The sequence below is a fragment of the Pseudomonas sp. EA_105y_Pfl2_R69 genome (assembly GCF_963970915.1).
Classification (GTDB): Bacteria; Pseudomonadota; Gammaproteobacteria; order Pseudomonadales; family Pseudomonadaceae; genus Aquipseudomonas.
In genome coordinates, this window is record NZ_CAXAOO010000004.1 from 14,837 (window position 1) to 29,481 (window position 14,645).

Genomic DNA, 14,645 nt, shown 5'->3' on the forward strand with positions numbered 1-14,645 from the left:
TCAGACCAGGGCCGCCCGCGCGGCGGCGAAGGCGTCCGGGGTGTCCAGGTTATGGGTATTGATACCTTTGACGCAGCGCTTGTTCAAACCGGACAGCACCCTGCCCGGGCCGCACTCGACCAGATCGGTGACACCCTGGCCCGCCAGGCAGACCATGGACTCGACCCAACGTACCGGACTGTACAGCTGCGCCAGCAAATCGCGCTTGAGACTCTCAAGGTCGGTCACCACCGCAGCGCTGACATTCTGCACCAGGGCAATCTGCGGAGACTGCCAGTCGATGGCCGCCACCGCCTCGGCAAAGCGCTCGGCCGCCGGGCGCATCAACGCACAGTGCGAAGGCACACTCACCGGCAGCGGCATGGCACGCTTGGCACCGCGCGCCTTGCAGGCCTCGATGGCGCGCGCCACGGCGGCAGCACCACCGGCGATCACCACCTGCCCCGGCGCATTGAAGTTCACCGCACTGACCACTTCACCTTGCGCCGCTTCGGCACAGGCGGCCAGCACATCGGCATCGTCCAGCCCGAGAATAGCAGCCATGCCGCCCTGCCCGGCCGGCACGGCCTGCTGCATCAACTGCCCACGGTGCTCGACCAGCTTCACCCCGGCCGCCAGAGACAGGCTACCGGCGGCGACCAGGGCGGAATACTCACCCAGGCTGTGACCGGCGACAAAAGCCGGGCGCGCACCACCCTCGGCCAGCCACAAGCGCCAGAGCGCTACGGAGGCAGCCAGGATCGCTGGCTGGGTCTTGTCGGTCTGATTGAGTTGCTCTTCTGGGCCCTGCTGAGTCAGCGCCCAGAGGTCGTAACCCAGAGCCTCGGAGGCCTCGGCAAAGGTGTCGAGAATCAACGGCTGCTGTGCGCCGTGATCGGCCAACATAGCCAGGGACTGCGAGCCCTGGCCCGGAAAGACGAATGCGAGAGATGCAGACATGGAAACCTGTTCCTAATGATCTTGATCGTCGAAAATGTACACTCGGCCTAGCCAAGCGCAACAAACTGACAGTTGGATGACAGGTCGACCGTCGCGGTCACATCCTAAAGCAAGTGTTCGCCCAGGCGACCATGCAAGCGTTGCGGCAAATTTTCCTCAATCTCCGCCAAAGCTCGGCGAATGGCGCTTTTAAAACCATCGGGCCCGGCAGAACCATGGCTCTTCACCACGATGCCCTGCAAGCCGACAAAACTCGCCCCATTGTGCTGCGCAGGGGCCAGTTCGCCCCGCAGGCGACGCAGCAGCGGCAGTGCCAGCAAGCCAACCAGACGCGCCGCCGGACTGGATTTGAACAGTGTTTCGATGCGCTGGGTAATCATGCTGGCCAACCCCTCGCTGGACTTGAGCAGGATATTGCCAACAAAGCCGTCGCAGACCACCACGTCGGCCTCGCCGCGGTACAAGCCGTCGCCTTCGATAAAGCCGATATAGTTCAGGCCTTCGGCCGCCTGCAGCAGGCTAGCCGCCAGCTTGACCTGCTGATTGCCCTTGACGTCTTCAGTACCGATATTGAGCAACGCCACCCGAGGACGCACCGCGCCCAGGGCCTCAGCGGTGACCGAACCCATCACCGCGAACTGATAGAGGTGCTCGGCGCTGCAGTCGACATTGGCACCCAGATCGAGCAGATGGCAAAAACCCGTCTGCGTTGGAATAGCCGTCACCATGGCCGGACGATCGATACCGGGCAGGGTCTTCAGCACATAGCGCGACAGGGCCATCAAGGCACCAGTATTGCCGGCACTGACGCAGGCCTGGACCGCGCCGCTGCGCAACAATTCCAGGCTCACCCGCATCGACGAGTCGGGTTTGCTGCGCAGGGCCTGCGCCGGCCGCTCATCCATCTCGATCACCTCAGCCGCCGGCTCGACACGCAGGCGCGCGCGATCGACACCCGGGTAGCGGGCAAGCAATGGTTCGAGAAGAGAGGGTTGGCCGACGAGGACCAGATGCAGCGAGGGGTATTCGGCCAGACAGGCGATGCAGGCCGGAACAATGCAGTGGGGACCGAAGTCCCCACCCATTGCATCAATCGCGATGATCGGAGCGGACAAGACTTACTCGTCTGCGCCCTTGTCGATCACTTTACGACCACGGTAAACGCCTTCTGGCGATACGTGGTGACGCAGGTGAACTTCACCGGTGGTTTTCTCGACGGACAGGGTGCTGCCTTCGAGAGCATCGTGGGAGCGACGCATGTCACGGGCGGAACGGGATTTTTTGTTCTGCTGAACAGCCATAACTAATTAACTCCTAAACGTTTGGGTCACGCTTTAACTGCGCCAATACATTGAACGGGTTGGACCGCGTTACCTCGTCCTCGCTCGACTCGGGCTCATCGAGCCCAGCCGGTTGCTGGCAATCTTTAGGGTCATGAGCCGGGACAATGGGCAAGGCGAGCAACAGCTCCTCCTCGACCAGCGCCAGCAGATCCAATGGGTCTTCACCCAGCTCCAGCACGTCATAGCCTTGCGGCACGGACTGGGTATTCGCCCCCTCTTTCACCACGGCGTAATCACACTCGCTATGGATCGGCAGAGCGACCAGTTCCAGACAACGCTGGCATACCATCCTGACCTCAACCGCAAGCTCGCTATGGATAACCACGGCATTACGCTCGTCACGCTCGAAGAAAAACTTCGCACGCACCACGCCTTGGTTATCGGCAAGTGGGTCGCAGAGTCGCGGCAAATCGGCCAGCAGCAAATCACCTTCAAGGGTGGCGCCACGATCAGCAAGTTTGCGCGGATCAACGTGAGGTGGAATCGGTGCATTTGACATAGGCGGCGCATTCTAGGGATGCGACCCGCCGCTGTCAAAGGAAATTCGGCCTGTCCAGCATCTGCCGCCACCGTTAAAATCGCCTCCTTATAACGTGAAGTCGCGCAGCGACGATCTCCCTAATGCCTTCTCCCCGCAAGAGACCATGGTGCGATGCGCCGAACGAGGGGGACGAACGCGTCCGCAACCCTGAAAGGAAATCAATATGCCGCCTCTGGTGCTCGCCTCCAGCTCACCCTACAGACGTGAGCTGCTCGCCCGCCTGCGCCTGCCCTTCAGCTGGTGCGCCCCGGATATCGACGAGTCACGCCGGACGGACGAAACCGCAGACAGCCTGGTACGCCGCCTGTCCCTGGAAAAAGCCCAGGCCCTCAGCAACAGTCACCCACAACACCTGATCATCGGCTCGGACCAGGTCGCCGTGCTCGGCCAGCAGATTCTCGGCAAGCCGCACAGCTTCGAGCGCGCCCGCGAGCAACTGCTCGCCGCCAGCGGCAACAGCGTCACCTTCCTCACCGGCCTGACCCTGCTCGACAGCCGCAGCGGTGCCAGCCAGACCGACTGCATCCCCTTTACCGTGCACTTTCGCCCGCTCAGCGAGGCCCAGATCACCCGCTACCTGCACGCCGAACAGCCCTATGACTGCGCAGGCAGCTTCAAGGCCGAAGGTCTGGGCATCAGCCTGTTTCGCCACACCGAAGGCAGCGACAGCAACAGCCTGATCGGCCTACCCCTGATCCGCCTGGTGGACATGCTGCTGGCCGCCGGAATCGACATCCCATAAACGCACAGGCCCGATCAAATGACCGGGCCTGTTCGGAACACAGTAGCAATCAGCGCAGCGACGGCCCCTGAAAGCCCATCCACAACGCCACATGCTCGGCAACGCTGGCACCCAGGGTCTTCGCAAAGCGATCCAGCGGCGACTCCTTCACCGTGAAGTCGACCAGCTCTTTCTCACCGATCACCTCACGCGCCACATAGCTGGTGTTGCCCAGCGCATCGACCAGACCCAGCTGCAGGGCCTGCTCGCCCGACCAGACCAGACCGGAGAACAGCTCCGGGTGCTCGGCATCCTTCAAGCGCTCACCGCGCCCCTGCTTGACGCTGGCGATAAACTGGCGATGCGTGGTTTCCAGCACGGTTTTCCAGAACTGCGCCTCATCCTCCCGGGGCGGCTGAAACGGGTCGAGAAACGCCTTGTGCTCGCCCGAGGTATAGACGCGGCGGTCCACACCCAGCTTCTCCATCACCCCGACAAAACCGAAGCCCGCCGCCGTCACACCAATCGACCCCACCAGGCTGGCCTTGTCGGCATAGATCTCATCGGCCGCACTGGCGATGTAATAGGCCCCCGAAGCCCCCAGGTCGGCGATCACCGCATACAGCTTGATCGCCGGATACTCGGCGCGCAGCCGGCGAATTTCGTCATAGACATAACCCGACTGCACCGGGCTGCCACCCGGACTATTGATACGCAGAATCACGCCCCGGGTATTGGCGTCCTCGAAGGCAGCCCGCAGGCTGCCGACAATATTGTCGGCGCTGGCCGACTCCTTGTCGGCAATCATTCCGCGCACCTCGATCACAGCGGTATGCGCGGTAGCGCCTCCCGCACCCTTCTTCATATCGAGCAGCGGCAAGAACAGCGCCAGGGCACCGAACAGGTAGATAAAGGTCAGCAGCTTGAAGAAAATCCCCCAGCGCCGCGCCCTGCGCTGCTCCTGCACGCCCGCCAACAGGGTTTTTTCCAGCAGTTTCCAGCTTTTACCATCGCCATCCGCCGTAGCCGATGCCTTCCATTCATCCGACATGATCTCTCACCTCAACTGATTGCCCAACCACACGCCGCTCCAGCCAGGCGCGCAATTCGGTAAAACATTCTATCGCCAACGTCGGCCCGTGCTCGCGCAGAACATGCAATGGCTGAGCACCATAACCGACCGCCACACAGTCCATGCCGGCGCGCTGCGCCATCTGCAGATCAAAGGACGAATCCCCCACCATCAGCGCCTGGCTGGCCACCACGCTACTCTGCTCGAGAATCTCATGCAGCATCAGCGGGTCCGGCTTGCTGGCCGTTTCATCCGCGCAGCGACTGTAGTCGAAATAATCCAGCCAACCACGATCAGCCAGCACCCGCTGCAAACCGTGCCGCCCTTTGCCAGTCGCGACCGCCAGACGATAGCCCTCGGCACGAAACGCTTCCAAACCTTCAGCCACCCCATGGAACAGAGCCGAGGGCTCGGACTCCAGTGCCAGATAGTTTTCGCTGTAGCTATGGCGCAAGCGCTGGGCGCGAGCCAGATCATGCAGACCCGGATAGAGGCAACGAATAGCCTCAGGCAACCCCAGACCAATAATCCCGCGAACCTGCTCATCGCTGCAGCGCGCCAACTCGCAGGCATCCGCCGCCAGGTGCATGGCCGTGACGATGCGACCGATGGAATCGACCAGCGTTCCATCCCAATCGAAGATCAGCAATCGATAATCACGCACCGAGACGCTCCACGGTACGCGCCCACATCTCATCGACCGGAGCCGCCAGCTTCAATTGCCCGCCATCCGGCAGCGGCACCACCAGCTCATAGGCATGCAGAAACAGGCGTTTGCCACCCAGGCCACGAATTTCCTTAGTAAAGTCGTCGTCGCCATACTTGCTGTCGCCGGCGATGCAATGCCCGGCATGCTGGGCATGCACACGGATCTGGTGGGTACGCCCGGTCACCGGCTTGGCCTCGACCAGGGTGGCAAACTCGCCGAAGCGGCGCAGCACGCGGAAGATCGTCAGCGCCTCCTTGCCTTCAGGGTTGACCTCGACCATGCGCTCGCCGGAGCGCAGATTGCTTTTCAGCAAGGGCGCATTAACCTGCTTCTTGGCGGTCGCCCAATGACCCCGCACCAGGGCCATATAACGCTTGTCCACGCCATCGCCGCGCAGCGCCTCATGTAGGTGACGCAACATGCTGCGCTTCTTGGCGATCATCAGCAGCCCGGACGTATCGCGATCCAGGCGATGCACCAGCTCCAGATCCTTGGCATCGGGACGCAACTGACGGAAGGCTTCGATCACCCCGTAATTGAGGCCGCTGCCGCCATGCACGGCGATCCCGGCGGGCTTGTTGAGCACGATCAGGGCCTTGTCCTCGTAGACAATGGCCGCCTCCAGACGCTGCAACAGCCCCTGCGCCAGGGGCTCTGGCTCGTCACGCTCGGCCAGGCGCAGCGGCGGCACGCGAATGATGTCGCCGGCCTGCAGCTTGTACTCGGGCTTGATCCGGCCCTTGTTCACCCGCACTTCGCCCTTGCGCAAGATGCGGTAAATCAAGGTCTTGGGCACGCCTTTGAGCTGAGTGCGAAGGAAGTTATCGATGCGCTGGCCGGCAAGTTCCGGCGCAACCTCAAGTAGCTGAACGCCAGAGGTTGGAGAGGTAGGAGTCGTCATCGCGCAATCATAACAATTTTTTATGGATTTGAAGCACTTAATCATTGCTGCTATAGTCGGGACGCCGCCAAAAGCGGCCTGGTTTGCGGATGATCGCCAAAACTGCCATCCCCAACCAACGCAACCCTTTCTGGACGCGAGGCCGTCCGACGGGTTATTCGCAGAATAAAGGTCGCCAAGACCGCGAATAACTCGGAAATAAAGCCTTCAAGCCATGATGCGCGACCTTCCCCTTTGGACGGCCGCGATATTAGTTAACCCGCTGCGGATTTTCGCGAGCGGCACCCGATTTTCAGCGATACGTGTAGGGTGGAGATGCACAACTGTCGGTCCGCGTAGCAATTGCTTTACCAAGACGCTTTATCTCGTCCGCTACCGACAGCTGATTCCTCCTCCTGACTTAGTGCTTTCTGTCACAACAGCGAGCAGGAGACGTCCGTCGCGGCCCAGCCCAACTGGCTGACTGCCGCTCGACAATGGAACGCTTTACGACCGTTCTAGACGCGCCTGACACCGACCCTGAAGTCGTGTGTGCCGAACGCCGCTTCCGCCAGCACCGGAAACCGACGGTACTACATGAAAAGAATGCTGATTAACGCAACTCAACCCGAAGAGTTGCGTGTCGCCCTGGTAGATGGGCAGAAACTCTACGACCTGGACATCGAGTCCGGTGCCCGTGAGCAGAAAAAATCCAACATCTACAAAGGTAAGATCACCCGCGTAGAACCCAGCCTCGAAGCCGCTTTCGTCGATTTCGGCTCGGAACGCCACGGCTTCCTCCCGCTCAAAGAAATCTCCCGCGAATACTTCAGCAAGGCTCCCGAAGGCCGCGTCAATATCAAGGACGTGCTCAGGGAAGGCCAGGAAGTCATCGTCCAGGTCGAGAAAGAAGAGCGTGGCAACAAGGGCGCAGCCCTGACCACCTTTATCAGCCTGGCCGGTCGTTATCTGGTGCTGATGCCGAACAACCCGCGCGCCGGCGGCATCTCGCGCCGCATCGAAGGCGAAGAGCGTAACGAACTGCGCGAAGCACTGAACGGCCTGGTCGCCCCGAGCGATATGGGTCTGATCGTGCGCACCGCCGGTCTCGGCCGCTCCAGCGAAGAAATGCAGTGGGACCTCGATTACCTGCTGCAACTCTGGACCGCCATCAAGGAAGCCTCCCTCGACCGCGCCGCTCCCTTCCTGATTTACCAGGAAAGCAACGTGATCATCCGCGCCATCCGCGACTACCTGCGCCAGGACATCGGCGAAGTGCTGGTCGACAGCGTCGAAGCGCAGCAGGAAGCCCTGAGCTTTATCAATCAGGTGATGCCGCAGTACGCCAGCAAGATCAAGCTGTATGAAGACAGCGTGCCACTGTTCAACCGCTTCCAGATCGAAAGCCAAATCGAAACCGCCTTCCAGCGCGAAGTGAAACTGCCATCCGGCGGCTCCATCGTCATCGACCCGACCGAAGCCCTGGTGTCCATCGACATCAACTCGGCGCGCGCCACCAAAGGCAGCGACATCGAAGAAACCGCCCTGCAGACCAACCTGGAAGCGGCCGAAGAAATCGCCCGCCAACTGCGCCTGCGCGATATCGGCGGCCTGATCGTCATCGACTTTATCGACATGACCCCGGCCAAGAACCAGCGCGCCGTGGAAGAGAAAGTCCGCGAAAGCCTGGAAGCCGACCGCGCCCGCGTCCAGGTCGGTCGCATCTCGCGCTTCGGCCTGCTGGAAATGTCCCGTCAGCGCCTGCGCCCGTCCCTGGGTGAAACCAGCGGCATCGTCTGCCCGCGCTGCAACGGTCAAGGCATCATCCGCGACGTCGAGTCGCTGTCCCTGGCGATTCTGCGCCTGATCGAAGAAGAAGCCCTGAAGGACCGCACCGCCGAAGTCCGCGCCCAGGTGCCGATCCCGGTTGCCGCCTTCCTGCTCAACGAGAAGCGCAACTCGATCACCAAGATCGAACTGCGCACCCGTGCGCGTATCGTCATCGTGCCGAACGACCACCTGGAAACCCCGCACTTCGAAGTGCAGCGTATCCGTGACGACAGCCCGGAAGCCCAGTCCACCCAGTCCAGCTATGAAATGGCTGTGGTTGAAGTGGAAGAAGAAAAGCAGGCCGCCGCCACCCGTACCCTGGTTCGCCAGGAAGCCGCGATCAAGACCGCGCCGCAGCGTACCGCACCAACACCGACCCCGACTGAAGCCGTTGCCGCTCAGCCAGCTCCTGCAGCCGCCGAACCCAGCCTGTTCAAGGGCCTGGTCAAGTCGCTGGTCAGCCTGTTTGCCAGCAAGGAAGAAGAAAAGCCGGTCGTTATCGAGAAGAAAACCAGCGAGCGCCCGCAGCGCAGCGACGAGCGCCGTAATGGCCGTCAGCAGAACCGCAGCCGCGGTGGCCGTCGCGACGAAGAGCGCAAGCCGCGTGAAGAGCGCGCCCCCCGTGAGGACCGCGCCCCGCGCGAAGAGCGTCAGCCACGTGTAGCCCGTGAAGAGCGCGCGCCGCGCGAAGAGCGTGCACCGCGTGAAGAACGCAGCCCGCGTGAGGCCGTCGAGGTTCGCGAGCCACAGGAAGTGCGTCAGTCCCGTCCGCCGCGCGAAGAGCGCCAGCCCCGCGAGCGCAAGCCACGTGAAGAGCGCCAGCCGCGCGAATTGCGTGAGCCGCTGGATGCCGCCCAAGGCGACAGCCCAACCGTGAGCGAAGAAGCCCGTGCCGAACGCCCACAACGCGAACCGCGCCAGCCACGTCCGCCGCGTGAAGAGCGCCAGCCGCGTGCCGAGCAGGCTGCAGCTGCCGCCGACGAAGAAGTACTCAACACGGAAGAAGCCCAGCAGGACGATGAGCAGGAAGGCAGCGAAGGTGGCGATCGTCCACGTCGCCGCTCCCGTGGCCAGCGTCGTCGCAGCAATCGTCGCGAGCGTCAGCGTGATGCCAACGGCAACCTGATCGAAGGCAGCGAAGAAGCCGGCGAAGAAAGCAGCGAAGAAGCTGGCACTCCGACACTGGTAACCGCAGCAGTCACGGCCGCAGTTGCCGATGCCGCGACTAGCAGCGCAGAAACCAGCCAGAGCGCAGCCAACGAGCAGCCAAGCGAAACCACCCAGGTCGTCGCAGAAGCCGCAGCAGCCGAAACCGCAACAGAAGCTTCGCAGGTTAGCGAAGTCGCTGAAGAGGCTAAAGCAGCTGAAGTGACTGCTGAAGTGGCTGAAGTGGCTGAAGTAGCAGCCGAAGCTGTCGACAGCCCGATCGTCGAGGCGCAGGCACCTGCCGCGAGCAGCGAAGTCGAGCCCACTGTCGCAGCACCCGCTGCCGCAGAGGAAACGGCTCCACTGAACGTGGAACAGGCTGAAGCAGCCGCCGCACCGGCGAACAGCGTGGAAGCCGAAGCAGAAGCCGACACGCCTGCAGCAGCCCCGGCCGCCGAAGAAGCACCGAGCGTGGCCGTCAGCAGCAGCGGCCGAGCGCCCAACGATCCACGCGAAGTGCGTCGTCGTCAGCGCGAAGCCGAACGTCTCGCCCGCGAAGCGGCCGCAGCTGCAGCTACGGCTCCAGAAGCCGCAGAGCCCGCGGTCGAGCAGCCTGCCAGCAACGAAGCGGTTGAGCCGCAGCCTGAAGCGGCCGTCGAAGCACCTGCCGAGCCGCTTGCCGAGCAAGCCCCGGAGTCCCCGGCAGACGCTGTAGCTGAAGATGACACCGAAGAGCAGCAGGACAAGAAAGCGGTCAAACCGCAGATCTGAGGCCATTCGGCGCAATAAAAAAGGGGATGCTTTCGAGCATCCCCTTTTGCGTTATGGCGAATCAACTGTCCCGCCAGCACCGCCAACACCAGCCATCTATCAAAGCACGTTCGGCTCGATCTCCAGTTCGACGGCGAAACGCTGGGCGATATCCGCCTGAATACGCCGAGCCAGCGCCAGCAATTGTGCACCCGTGGCCTTGCCGTAATTGACCAGCACCAGTGCCTGTAGGCAATGCACCCCGGCATCTCCCTCGCGGAACCCCTTCCAGCCGGCCTGCTCGATCAGCCAACCGGCAGCCAGCTTGACCTGGCCATCGGTCTGGGGATAAGCCACCAGGCCGGCATGCTCGGTGCACAAGCGCTGCGCCAGTTCGGTGGACACCAGCGGATTCTTGAAAAAGCTGCCAGCATTGCCCAGCACGGCCGGATCCGGCAACTTCTCGCTGCGGATCGCGCAGATCGCCCGACTCACATCCAGCGCCGTCGGCGCATCGATGCCCTGCTCCGCCAGGCGCTGGCGCACCGGGCCGTAATCCAGATGCAGCGCAGCGGCGCGACTCAAGGCGAAGCGCACGCGCAGAATCACCCAACGCCCGCTTTCACGCTTGAACAGGCTGTCGCGGTAGGCAAAGGCGCAGTCCTGCAGGGAAAACTCGCGCAGCTCGCCGCTCAACCGGTCAAGCGCCGTCAACCCGGCAAACAGATCTTTCAGCTCGACCCCGTAAGCACCGATATTCTGCACCGGGGCCGCGCCCACGGTGCCGGGAATCAGGCTGAGGTTCTCCAGCCCGGCAAAACCCTGGGCCAACGTCCATTGCACAAAGGGGTGCCAGGGCTCGCCGGCTTCGGCCTCGACCAGCACCTGCTGACCATTATCGTTCAGCACGCGAATGCCGCGACTGGCCATGCGCAGCACCAGGGCATCGACATCACCAGTCAGCAGCAGGTTGCTGCCACCGCCGAGCAACAACACCGGCAGTTGCTGCGCCTGGGCGTAAGCCAGGGCCTCGACCACCTGCCGATCGCTGCACGCCTCGACAAAATGGCTGGCAGATGCCTCGACAGCAAAGCTGTTGCAGGGTTTCAGCGAAATCTGCCTGTGCACCCGCAGCGTCATAGCCGCCCCCGAAGCTCGACCAGCAAGGCATCGCAGGCCTGTTCGAGCAGGTCCAGCACCTGCTCGAAGCCCTCCTCGCCGCCGTAATAGGGATCGGGCACCTCATCCAGGGCCAACTGGTAACGGCGCAACAGCAGATCCAGCTCCGCCGCCTGCGTAGCCGGCCGCACACCCTCGAGGTGAGCGAGGTTGCTGCTGTCCATGGCCAGGATCAGGTCGAAGCGGTGGAAATCCGCCGCCGCCACCTGCCGTGCGCGCAAGGCGGAGAGGTCATAGCCACGCTGTTGCGCAGCCTGACGGGTGCGGCTATCCGGGGCCTTGCCCACATGCCAGTCGCCGGTACCGGCAGAGTCGACTTCGATACGTCCTTCCAGCCCGGCTTCACGCAGCTTGTGGCGCAAGATGCCTTCCGCCGTGGGCGAGCGGCAGATATTGCCCAGACAGACGAACAGGACGCGCATCAGGCCCCCAGCAGGCGACGAACGCGCTCGAGGTCTTCCTGGGTGTCGACCCCAGCCGGCGGTGCCTCAAGGGCATCGGCGACATGGATCCGCACACCATGCCAAAGCGCGCGCAGCTGCTCCAGGCACTCGGTGTCCTCCAGCCAGCACGGGCCCCAGGCGACGAAGTCATGGAGAAACTGCGCGCGGTAGGCGTAGATGCCAATATGGCGGCGGTACGGCACGCCTGCCGGCAACTCGTCACGACGTTGGGCGAAGGCGTCCCGCGCCCAGGGCAGCGGCGCACGGCTGAAGGTCAGGGCCAGGCCCTGCAGGTCGCAGGCGACCTTGACCACATTGGGGTTGAACAGCGCCGCCACATCCTCGATCGGTTCGGCCAGGGTGGCGATCGCCGCTTGCGGGTTGGCCGCCAGGTTGGCCGCCACCTGATCGATGATGGCCGGCGGAATCAGCGGCTCGTCGCCCTGCACGTTGACCACTATGGCATCGCCGGCCAGCCCCAGGGCCGTGGCCACTTCGGCCAGACGGTCGGTTCCGGAATTATGCGCGGCATCGGTCAGCACGACTTCGGCACCGAAACCGCGACAAACCTCGACGATGCGCGCATCGTCGGTGGCCACCACCACCTGCCGTGCACTGCTCTTGCAGGCTTGCTCCCAGACATGCTGGATCATCGGTTTGCCGGCAATATCCTGCAACGGCTTGCCCGGCAGGCGACTGGAAGCAAAGCGCGCCGGGATCACAACGGTAAAGGCTGTATTCATTTACTTGTCCAGGCGCTCGTCGACGGTCAGGGCGCGGGCTTCGCTCTCCAGCATCACTGGAATCCCGTCACGCACGGGAAAAGCCAGGGCATCGGCCTTGCAGATCAACTCGCTCTTGTCCGCGGCAAGTTTCAGCGGGCCCTTGCACAGCGGGCAGGCGAGGATATCGAGTAGTTTCGGGTCCATGGGAAATCCTTGAGGTAGAGCGGCTACACGGGGCGAGACGGGCTCGCGGGATCGGCGCAGTGCCAGCGATGCGGCAGCAAACCCTGCAACTGCCCATCGAGCCAGTCGACAAATGCGGGCGAAGGCTGGCCATCGACCGCCAGGTACCACCAGTCGGGCGCGGCAAAGGCCCGGCACTTGACCGCATCCTTTTCCGTCATCACCAGCGGCAGCGCTGGGCTGAAATCCAGCACCTCGGCGCTGTACGGCGCATGATCGGCGAAGGCATGCCTGACAGGCCGCCAGTGTAGCCCTTCGAGGGTGTTGAAGAAACGCTGCGGGTTGCCGATACCGGCCACCGCGTGCAGGCTCTGACCCGGAGGGAAATGATCGAGGGGGCGGACTTCGCCGCTGCGCAGATTGATCAGGGCGCGGGGCTGCAGATTGAAAGCGTAGCCACCCTGGGGCTCTTCGCTTGCGCCGTTGTACAGCAGCGCATCGACGCTGTGCAGGCGCTCCAGCGGCTCGCGCAGGGGGCCGGCCGGCAGGCAGCGGCGATTGCCCAGACCGCGCGCCGCATCGATCAGTACCAGCTCCAGATCACGGGCCAGACGATAGTGCTGCAGACCATCATCGCTGAGGATCAGGTCCAGCGGCTCGGCGAGCAACAGGGCCGCCACGGCGCGAGCGCGATCCGGGTCGATCATCAGCGGCACGCCACTGCGCTGCACGATCAGCAGCGGCTCATCGCCGGCGACGCCGGCCGGGTCGTCCGCCCCGACCCGCCAGGGCAGGCTGGGCGGCTGCGCGCCATAGCCGCGACTGACCACCCCCACACGCAGGCCACGACTACGGCAATGCTCGACCAACCAGAGAATCAGCGGGGTCTTGCCGGTGCCACCGACGGTGATATTACCCACCACCAGCACCGGCACCGGTGCCCGGTAGATAGCCCCCTCACCCGCCAGAAAGCGCGCGCGCTTGCGCTCTACTACCGTGCGGTAGAGCCATTCCAGCGGCCGCAACAGCGCCAGCGCCGGATGACCGGCATACCAGGCAGCTGTCAGACGCTCGGCCAGGCTCATAAACGGGTAACCCTCAAGGCGCGGCCTGAGCCTCGACCGTGGTGATGCGCAGATGGGCAAAGCCCAGCTTGCCTGCGGCGTCCATGGCGGTGATCACGGCCTGATGCGGGGTCTGGGCATCGGCGCTGATAATCAGCGGCAGGCTGTTGTCGCCTGCCGACTCTTTGCGCAGCGCCGCCATCAGGCTGTCCAGGTCACTTTTCAGCAAGGCCTTGGCGTTCAGCGAATAACTGCCGTCGGCCGCGATCAGCACCTCCAGCTGTTTCAGCTCGGTCTGTTCCGGCGGCGTGCCACTGGCGGCCTCCGGCAGATCGACCTTGAGCTGGGTCTCGCGGGTAAAGGTGGTGGTGACCACGAAGAACAGCAGCAGGATAAACACCACGTCAATCAACGAGGCCAGGTTGATTTCGACGTTTTCCCGCGGTTTGCGCCGGAACTTCACGCCTTGCCCTCACCCAGATCGACGTCACGGTCACCCTGCACCACTTCCACCAGCTTGATCGCTTCCTGCTCCATCCCGACCACCAGCTCGTCGACCCGACGCTGCAGGTAGCGGTGGAAGAACAGCGCCGGAATAGCCACCATCAGACCTGCCGCCGTGGTGATCAGGGCCTTGGAAATACCGGCGGCGAGCAGCGGCGCGTTGGCCATGCCCGAGCCCATAAAGGAGCTGAAGATCTCGATCATGCCCAGTACGGTGCCGAGCAGGCCCAGCAGCGGCGCGATGCCGGCAATGGTACCCAAGGCATTGAGGTAGCGCTCCAGATCATGGATCACCCGCGCCGCGGCTTCCTCGATGCACTCCTTCATGATCTCGCGACCATGCTTGGAGTTGGCCAGCCCCGCCGCCAGAATCTGCCCCAGGGGCGAATTGGCGCGCAGTTCCTTGAGCCTCTGGTTGTTAAGTTTCTTGTCCTTGATCCAGCGCCAGACCTGCCCGAGCAGGCTGGGCGGGGTGATGCGACTGGGTCGCAAGGTCCACAGGCGCTCGGCAATAATGCCGGCCGCTGCGATAGAACACAGAATGATCGGCAGCATCATCCAGCCGCCAGCTTTGACCAGTTCCCACACGGTGGCAGATCCCCTTCACAAAAGTGGC

16 protein-coding genes are annotated in these 14,645 nt (G+C 63.2%); 2 read left to right on the forward strand and 14 right to left on the reverse strand.

The window, feature by feature from the left end; genetic code table 11:
* The 4 genes from fabD to AACY13_RS12190 form a co-directional block, all read right to left on the reverse strand.
* Positions 1–939, reverse strand: a complete 939-nt coding sequence (gene fabD, locus AACY13_RS12175) for an ACP S-malonyltransferase (protein ID WP_339461851.1) — start codon at positions 937–939, stop codon at positions 1–3.
* Positions 940–1,043: 104 nt separating this feature from the next.
* A complete protein-coding gene (plsX, locus tag AACY13_RS12180; protein ID WP_339461852.1) occupies positions 1,044–2,054 on the reverse strand; it encodes a phosphate acyltransferase PlsX in 1,011 nt (336 codons plus the stop codon).
* Between the two features lie 3 nt (positions 2,055–2,057).
* Positions 2,058–2,240 carry a 50S ribosomal protein L32 gene (rpmF, locus tag AACY13_RS12185; RefSeq protein WP_305624858.1) on the reverse strand — a complete coding sequence of 61 codons (183 nt, stop codon included), beginning with the start codon at positions 2,238–2,240 and terminating at the stop codon, positions 2,058–2,060.
* A gap of 13 nt (positions 2,241–2,253) precedes the next feature.
* Positions 2,254–2,781: a YceD family protein gene (locus AACY13_RS12190; protein ID WP_339461853.1), complete on the reverse strand. Its 528-nt coding sequence runs from the start codon at positions 2,779–2,781 to the stop codon at positions 2,254–2,256.
* A 205-nt stretch (positions 2,782–2,986) separates the two neighbouring features.
* Between AACY13_RS12190 and AACY13_RS12195 the strand changes: the two genes are divergently transcribed.
* On the forward strand, positions 2,987–3,565 hold the full coding sequence (locus tag AACY13_RS12195) for a Maf family protein (protein ID WP_339461854.1): 579 nt from the start codon (positions 2,987–2,989) through the stop codon (positions 3,563–3,565).
* A gap of 49 nt (positions 3,566–3,614) precedes the next feature.
* Here AACY13_RS12195 and AACY13_RS12200 read toward each other — a convergent pair whose 3' ends face one another.
* From AACY13_RS12200 to rluC, 3 genes are read right to left on the reverse strand one after another with little or no spacing between them, the layout of a single operon-like run.
* Positions 3,615–4,595: a S49 family peptidase gene (locus tag AACY13_RS12200; RefSeq protein ID WP_339461855.1), complete on the reverse strand. Its 981-nt coding sequence runs from the start codon at positions 4,593–4,595 to the stop codon at positions 3,615–3,617.
* Positions 4,585–5,280, reverse strand: coding sequence for an HAD-IA family hydrolase (locus tag AACY13_RS12205; protein ID WP_339461856.1), 696 nt, complete (start codon positions 5,278–5,280; stop codon positions 4,585–4,587). Before AACY13_RS12205 ends, AACY13_RS12200 begins: the two co-directional genes overlap by 11 nt.
* The gene (rluC, locus tag AACY13_RS12210) at positions 5,273–6,226 is read right to left on the reverse strand and encodes a 23S rRNA pseudouridine(955/2504/2580) synthase RluC (RefSeq protein WP_339461857.1); all 954 of its coding nucleotides are present in this window, start codon (positions 6,224–6,226) and stop codon (positions 5,273–5,275) included. The genes AACY13_RS12205 and rluC overlap by 8 nt, the downstream gene beginning before the upstream one ends.
* A gap of 576 nt (positions 6,227–6,802) precedes the next feature.
* Here rluC and rne point away from each other — a divergent pair.
* Complete coding sequence (gene rne, locus AACY13_RS12215; protein WP_339461858.1) at positions 6,803–9,952, forward strand: ribonuclease E; 3,150 nt, start codon at positions 6,803–6,805, stop codon at positions 9,950–9,952.
* A 99-nt stretch (positions 9,953–10,051) separates the two neighbouring features.
* On the opposite strand, the gene murB is transcribed toward rne, so the two are convergent.
* From murB to AACY13_RS12250, 7 genes are read right to left on the reverse strand one after another with little or no spacing between them, the layout of a single operon-like run.
* Entirely contained in the window at positions 10,052–11,071 is a 1,020-nt protein-coding gene (gene murB / locus AACY13_RS12220) for a UDP-N-acetylmuramate dehydrogenase (RefSeq protein ID WP_339461859.1), read from the reverse strand.
* On the reverse strand, positions 11,068–11,532 hold the full coding sequence (locus AACY13_RS12225; protein ID WP_339461860.1) for a low molecular weight protein-tyrosine-phosphatase: 465 nt from the start codon (positions 11,530–11,532) through the stop codon (positions 11,068–11,070). The genes murB and AACY13_RS12225 overlap by 4 nt, the downstream gene beginning before the upstream one ends.
* Positions 11,532–12,296, reverse strand: coding sequence for a 3-deoxy-manno-octulosonate cytidylyltransferase (gene kdsB, locus AACY13_RS12230; RefSeq protein ID WP_339461861.1), 765 nt, complete (start codon positions 12,294–12,296; stop codon positions 11,532–11,534). The genes AACY13_RS12225 and kdsB overlap by 1 nt, the downstream gene beginning before the upstream one ends.
* Positions 12,297–12,482 (reverse strand): Trm112 family protein, encoded by a 186-nt coding sequence (locus tag AACY13_RS12235; protein WP_339461862.1) that lies wholly within the window; start codon positions 12,480–12,482, stop codon positions 12,297–12,299.
* 23 nt (positions 12,483–12,505) lie between these two features.
* Entirely contained in the window at positions 12,506–13,546 is a 1,041-nt protein-coding gene (lpxK, locus tag AACY13_RS12240; protein ID WP_339461863.1) for a tetraacyldisaccharide 4'-kinase, read from the reverse strand.
* A gap of 13 nt (positions 13,547–13,559) precedes the next feature.
* Positions 13,560–13,988, reverse strand: coding sequence for an ExbD/TolR family protein (locus AACY13_RS12245; RefSeq protein WP_339461864.1), 429 nt, complete (start codon positions 13,986–13,988; stop codon positions 13,560–13,562).
* Complete coding sequence (locus AACY13_RS12250) at positions 13,985–14,617, reverse strand: MotA/TolQ/ExbB proton channel family protein (protein WP_339461865.1); 633 nt, start codon at positions 14,615–14,617, stop codon at positions 13,985–13,987. The genes AACY13_RS12245 and AACY13_RS12250 overlap by 4 nt, the downstream gene beginning before the upstream one ends.
* Between the last annotated feature and the right edge of the window lie 28 nt (positions 14,618–14,645).

Excerpts from the sequence above, each read along its gene's own strand:
- fabD (WP_339461851.1), bottom strand. The coding sequence starts at position 939 with ATGTCTGCATCTCTCGCATTCGTCTTTCCGGGCCAGGGCTCGCAGTCC.
- rpmF (WP_305624858.1), bottom strand. The coding sequence starts at position 2,240 with ATGGCTGTTCAGCAGAACAAAAAATCCCGTTCCGCCCGTGACATGCGT.
- AACY13_RS12190 (WP_339461853.1), bottom strand. The coding sequence starts at position 2,781 with ATGTCAAATGCACCGATTCCACCTCACGTTGATCCGCGCAAACTTGCT.
- AACY13_RS12195 (WP_339461854.1), top strand. The coding sequence starts at position 2,987 with ATGCCGCCTCTGGTGCTCGCCTCCAGCTCACCCTACAGACGTGAGCTG.
- AACY13_RS12200 (WP_339461855.1), bottom strand. The coding sequence starts at position 4,595 with ATGTCGGATGAATGGAAGGCATCGGCTACGGCGGATGGCGATGGTAAA.
- rluC (WP_339461857.1), bottom strand. The coding sequence starts at position 6,226 with ATGACGACTCCTACCTCTCCAACCTCTGGCGTTCAGCTACTTGAGGTT.
- rne (WP_339461858.1), top strand. The coding sequence starts at position 6,803 with ATGAAAAGAATGCTGATTAACGCAACTCAACCCGAAGAGTTGCGTGTC.
- murB (WP_339461859.1), bottom strand. The coding sequence starts at position 11,071 with ATGACGCTGCGGGTGCACAGGCAGATTTCGCTGAAACCCTGCAACAGC.
- AACY13_RS12225 (WP_339461860.1), bottom strand. The coding sequence starts at position 11,532 with ATGCGCGTCCTGTTCGTCTGTCTGGGCAATATCTGCCGCTCGCCCACG.
- kdsB (WP_339461861.1), bottom strand. The coding sequence starts at position 12,296 with ATGAATACAGCCTTTACCGTTGTGATCCCGGCGCGCTTTGCTTCCAGT.
- AACY13_RS12235 (WP_339461862.1), bottom strand. The coding sequence starts at position 12,482 with ATGGACCCGAAACTACTCGATATCCTCGCCTGCCCGCTGTGCAAGGGC.
- lpxK (WP_339461863.1), bottom strand. The coding sequence starts at position 13,546 with ATGAGCCTGGCCGAGCGTCTGACAGCTGCCTGGTATGCCGGTCATCCG.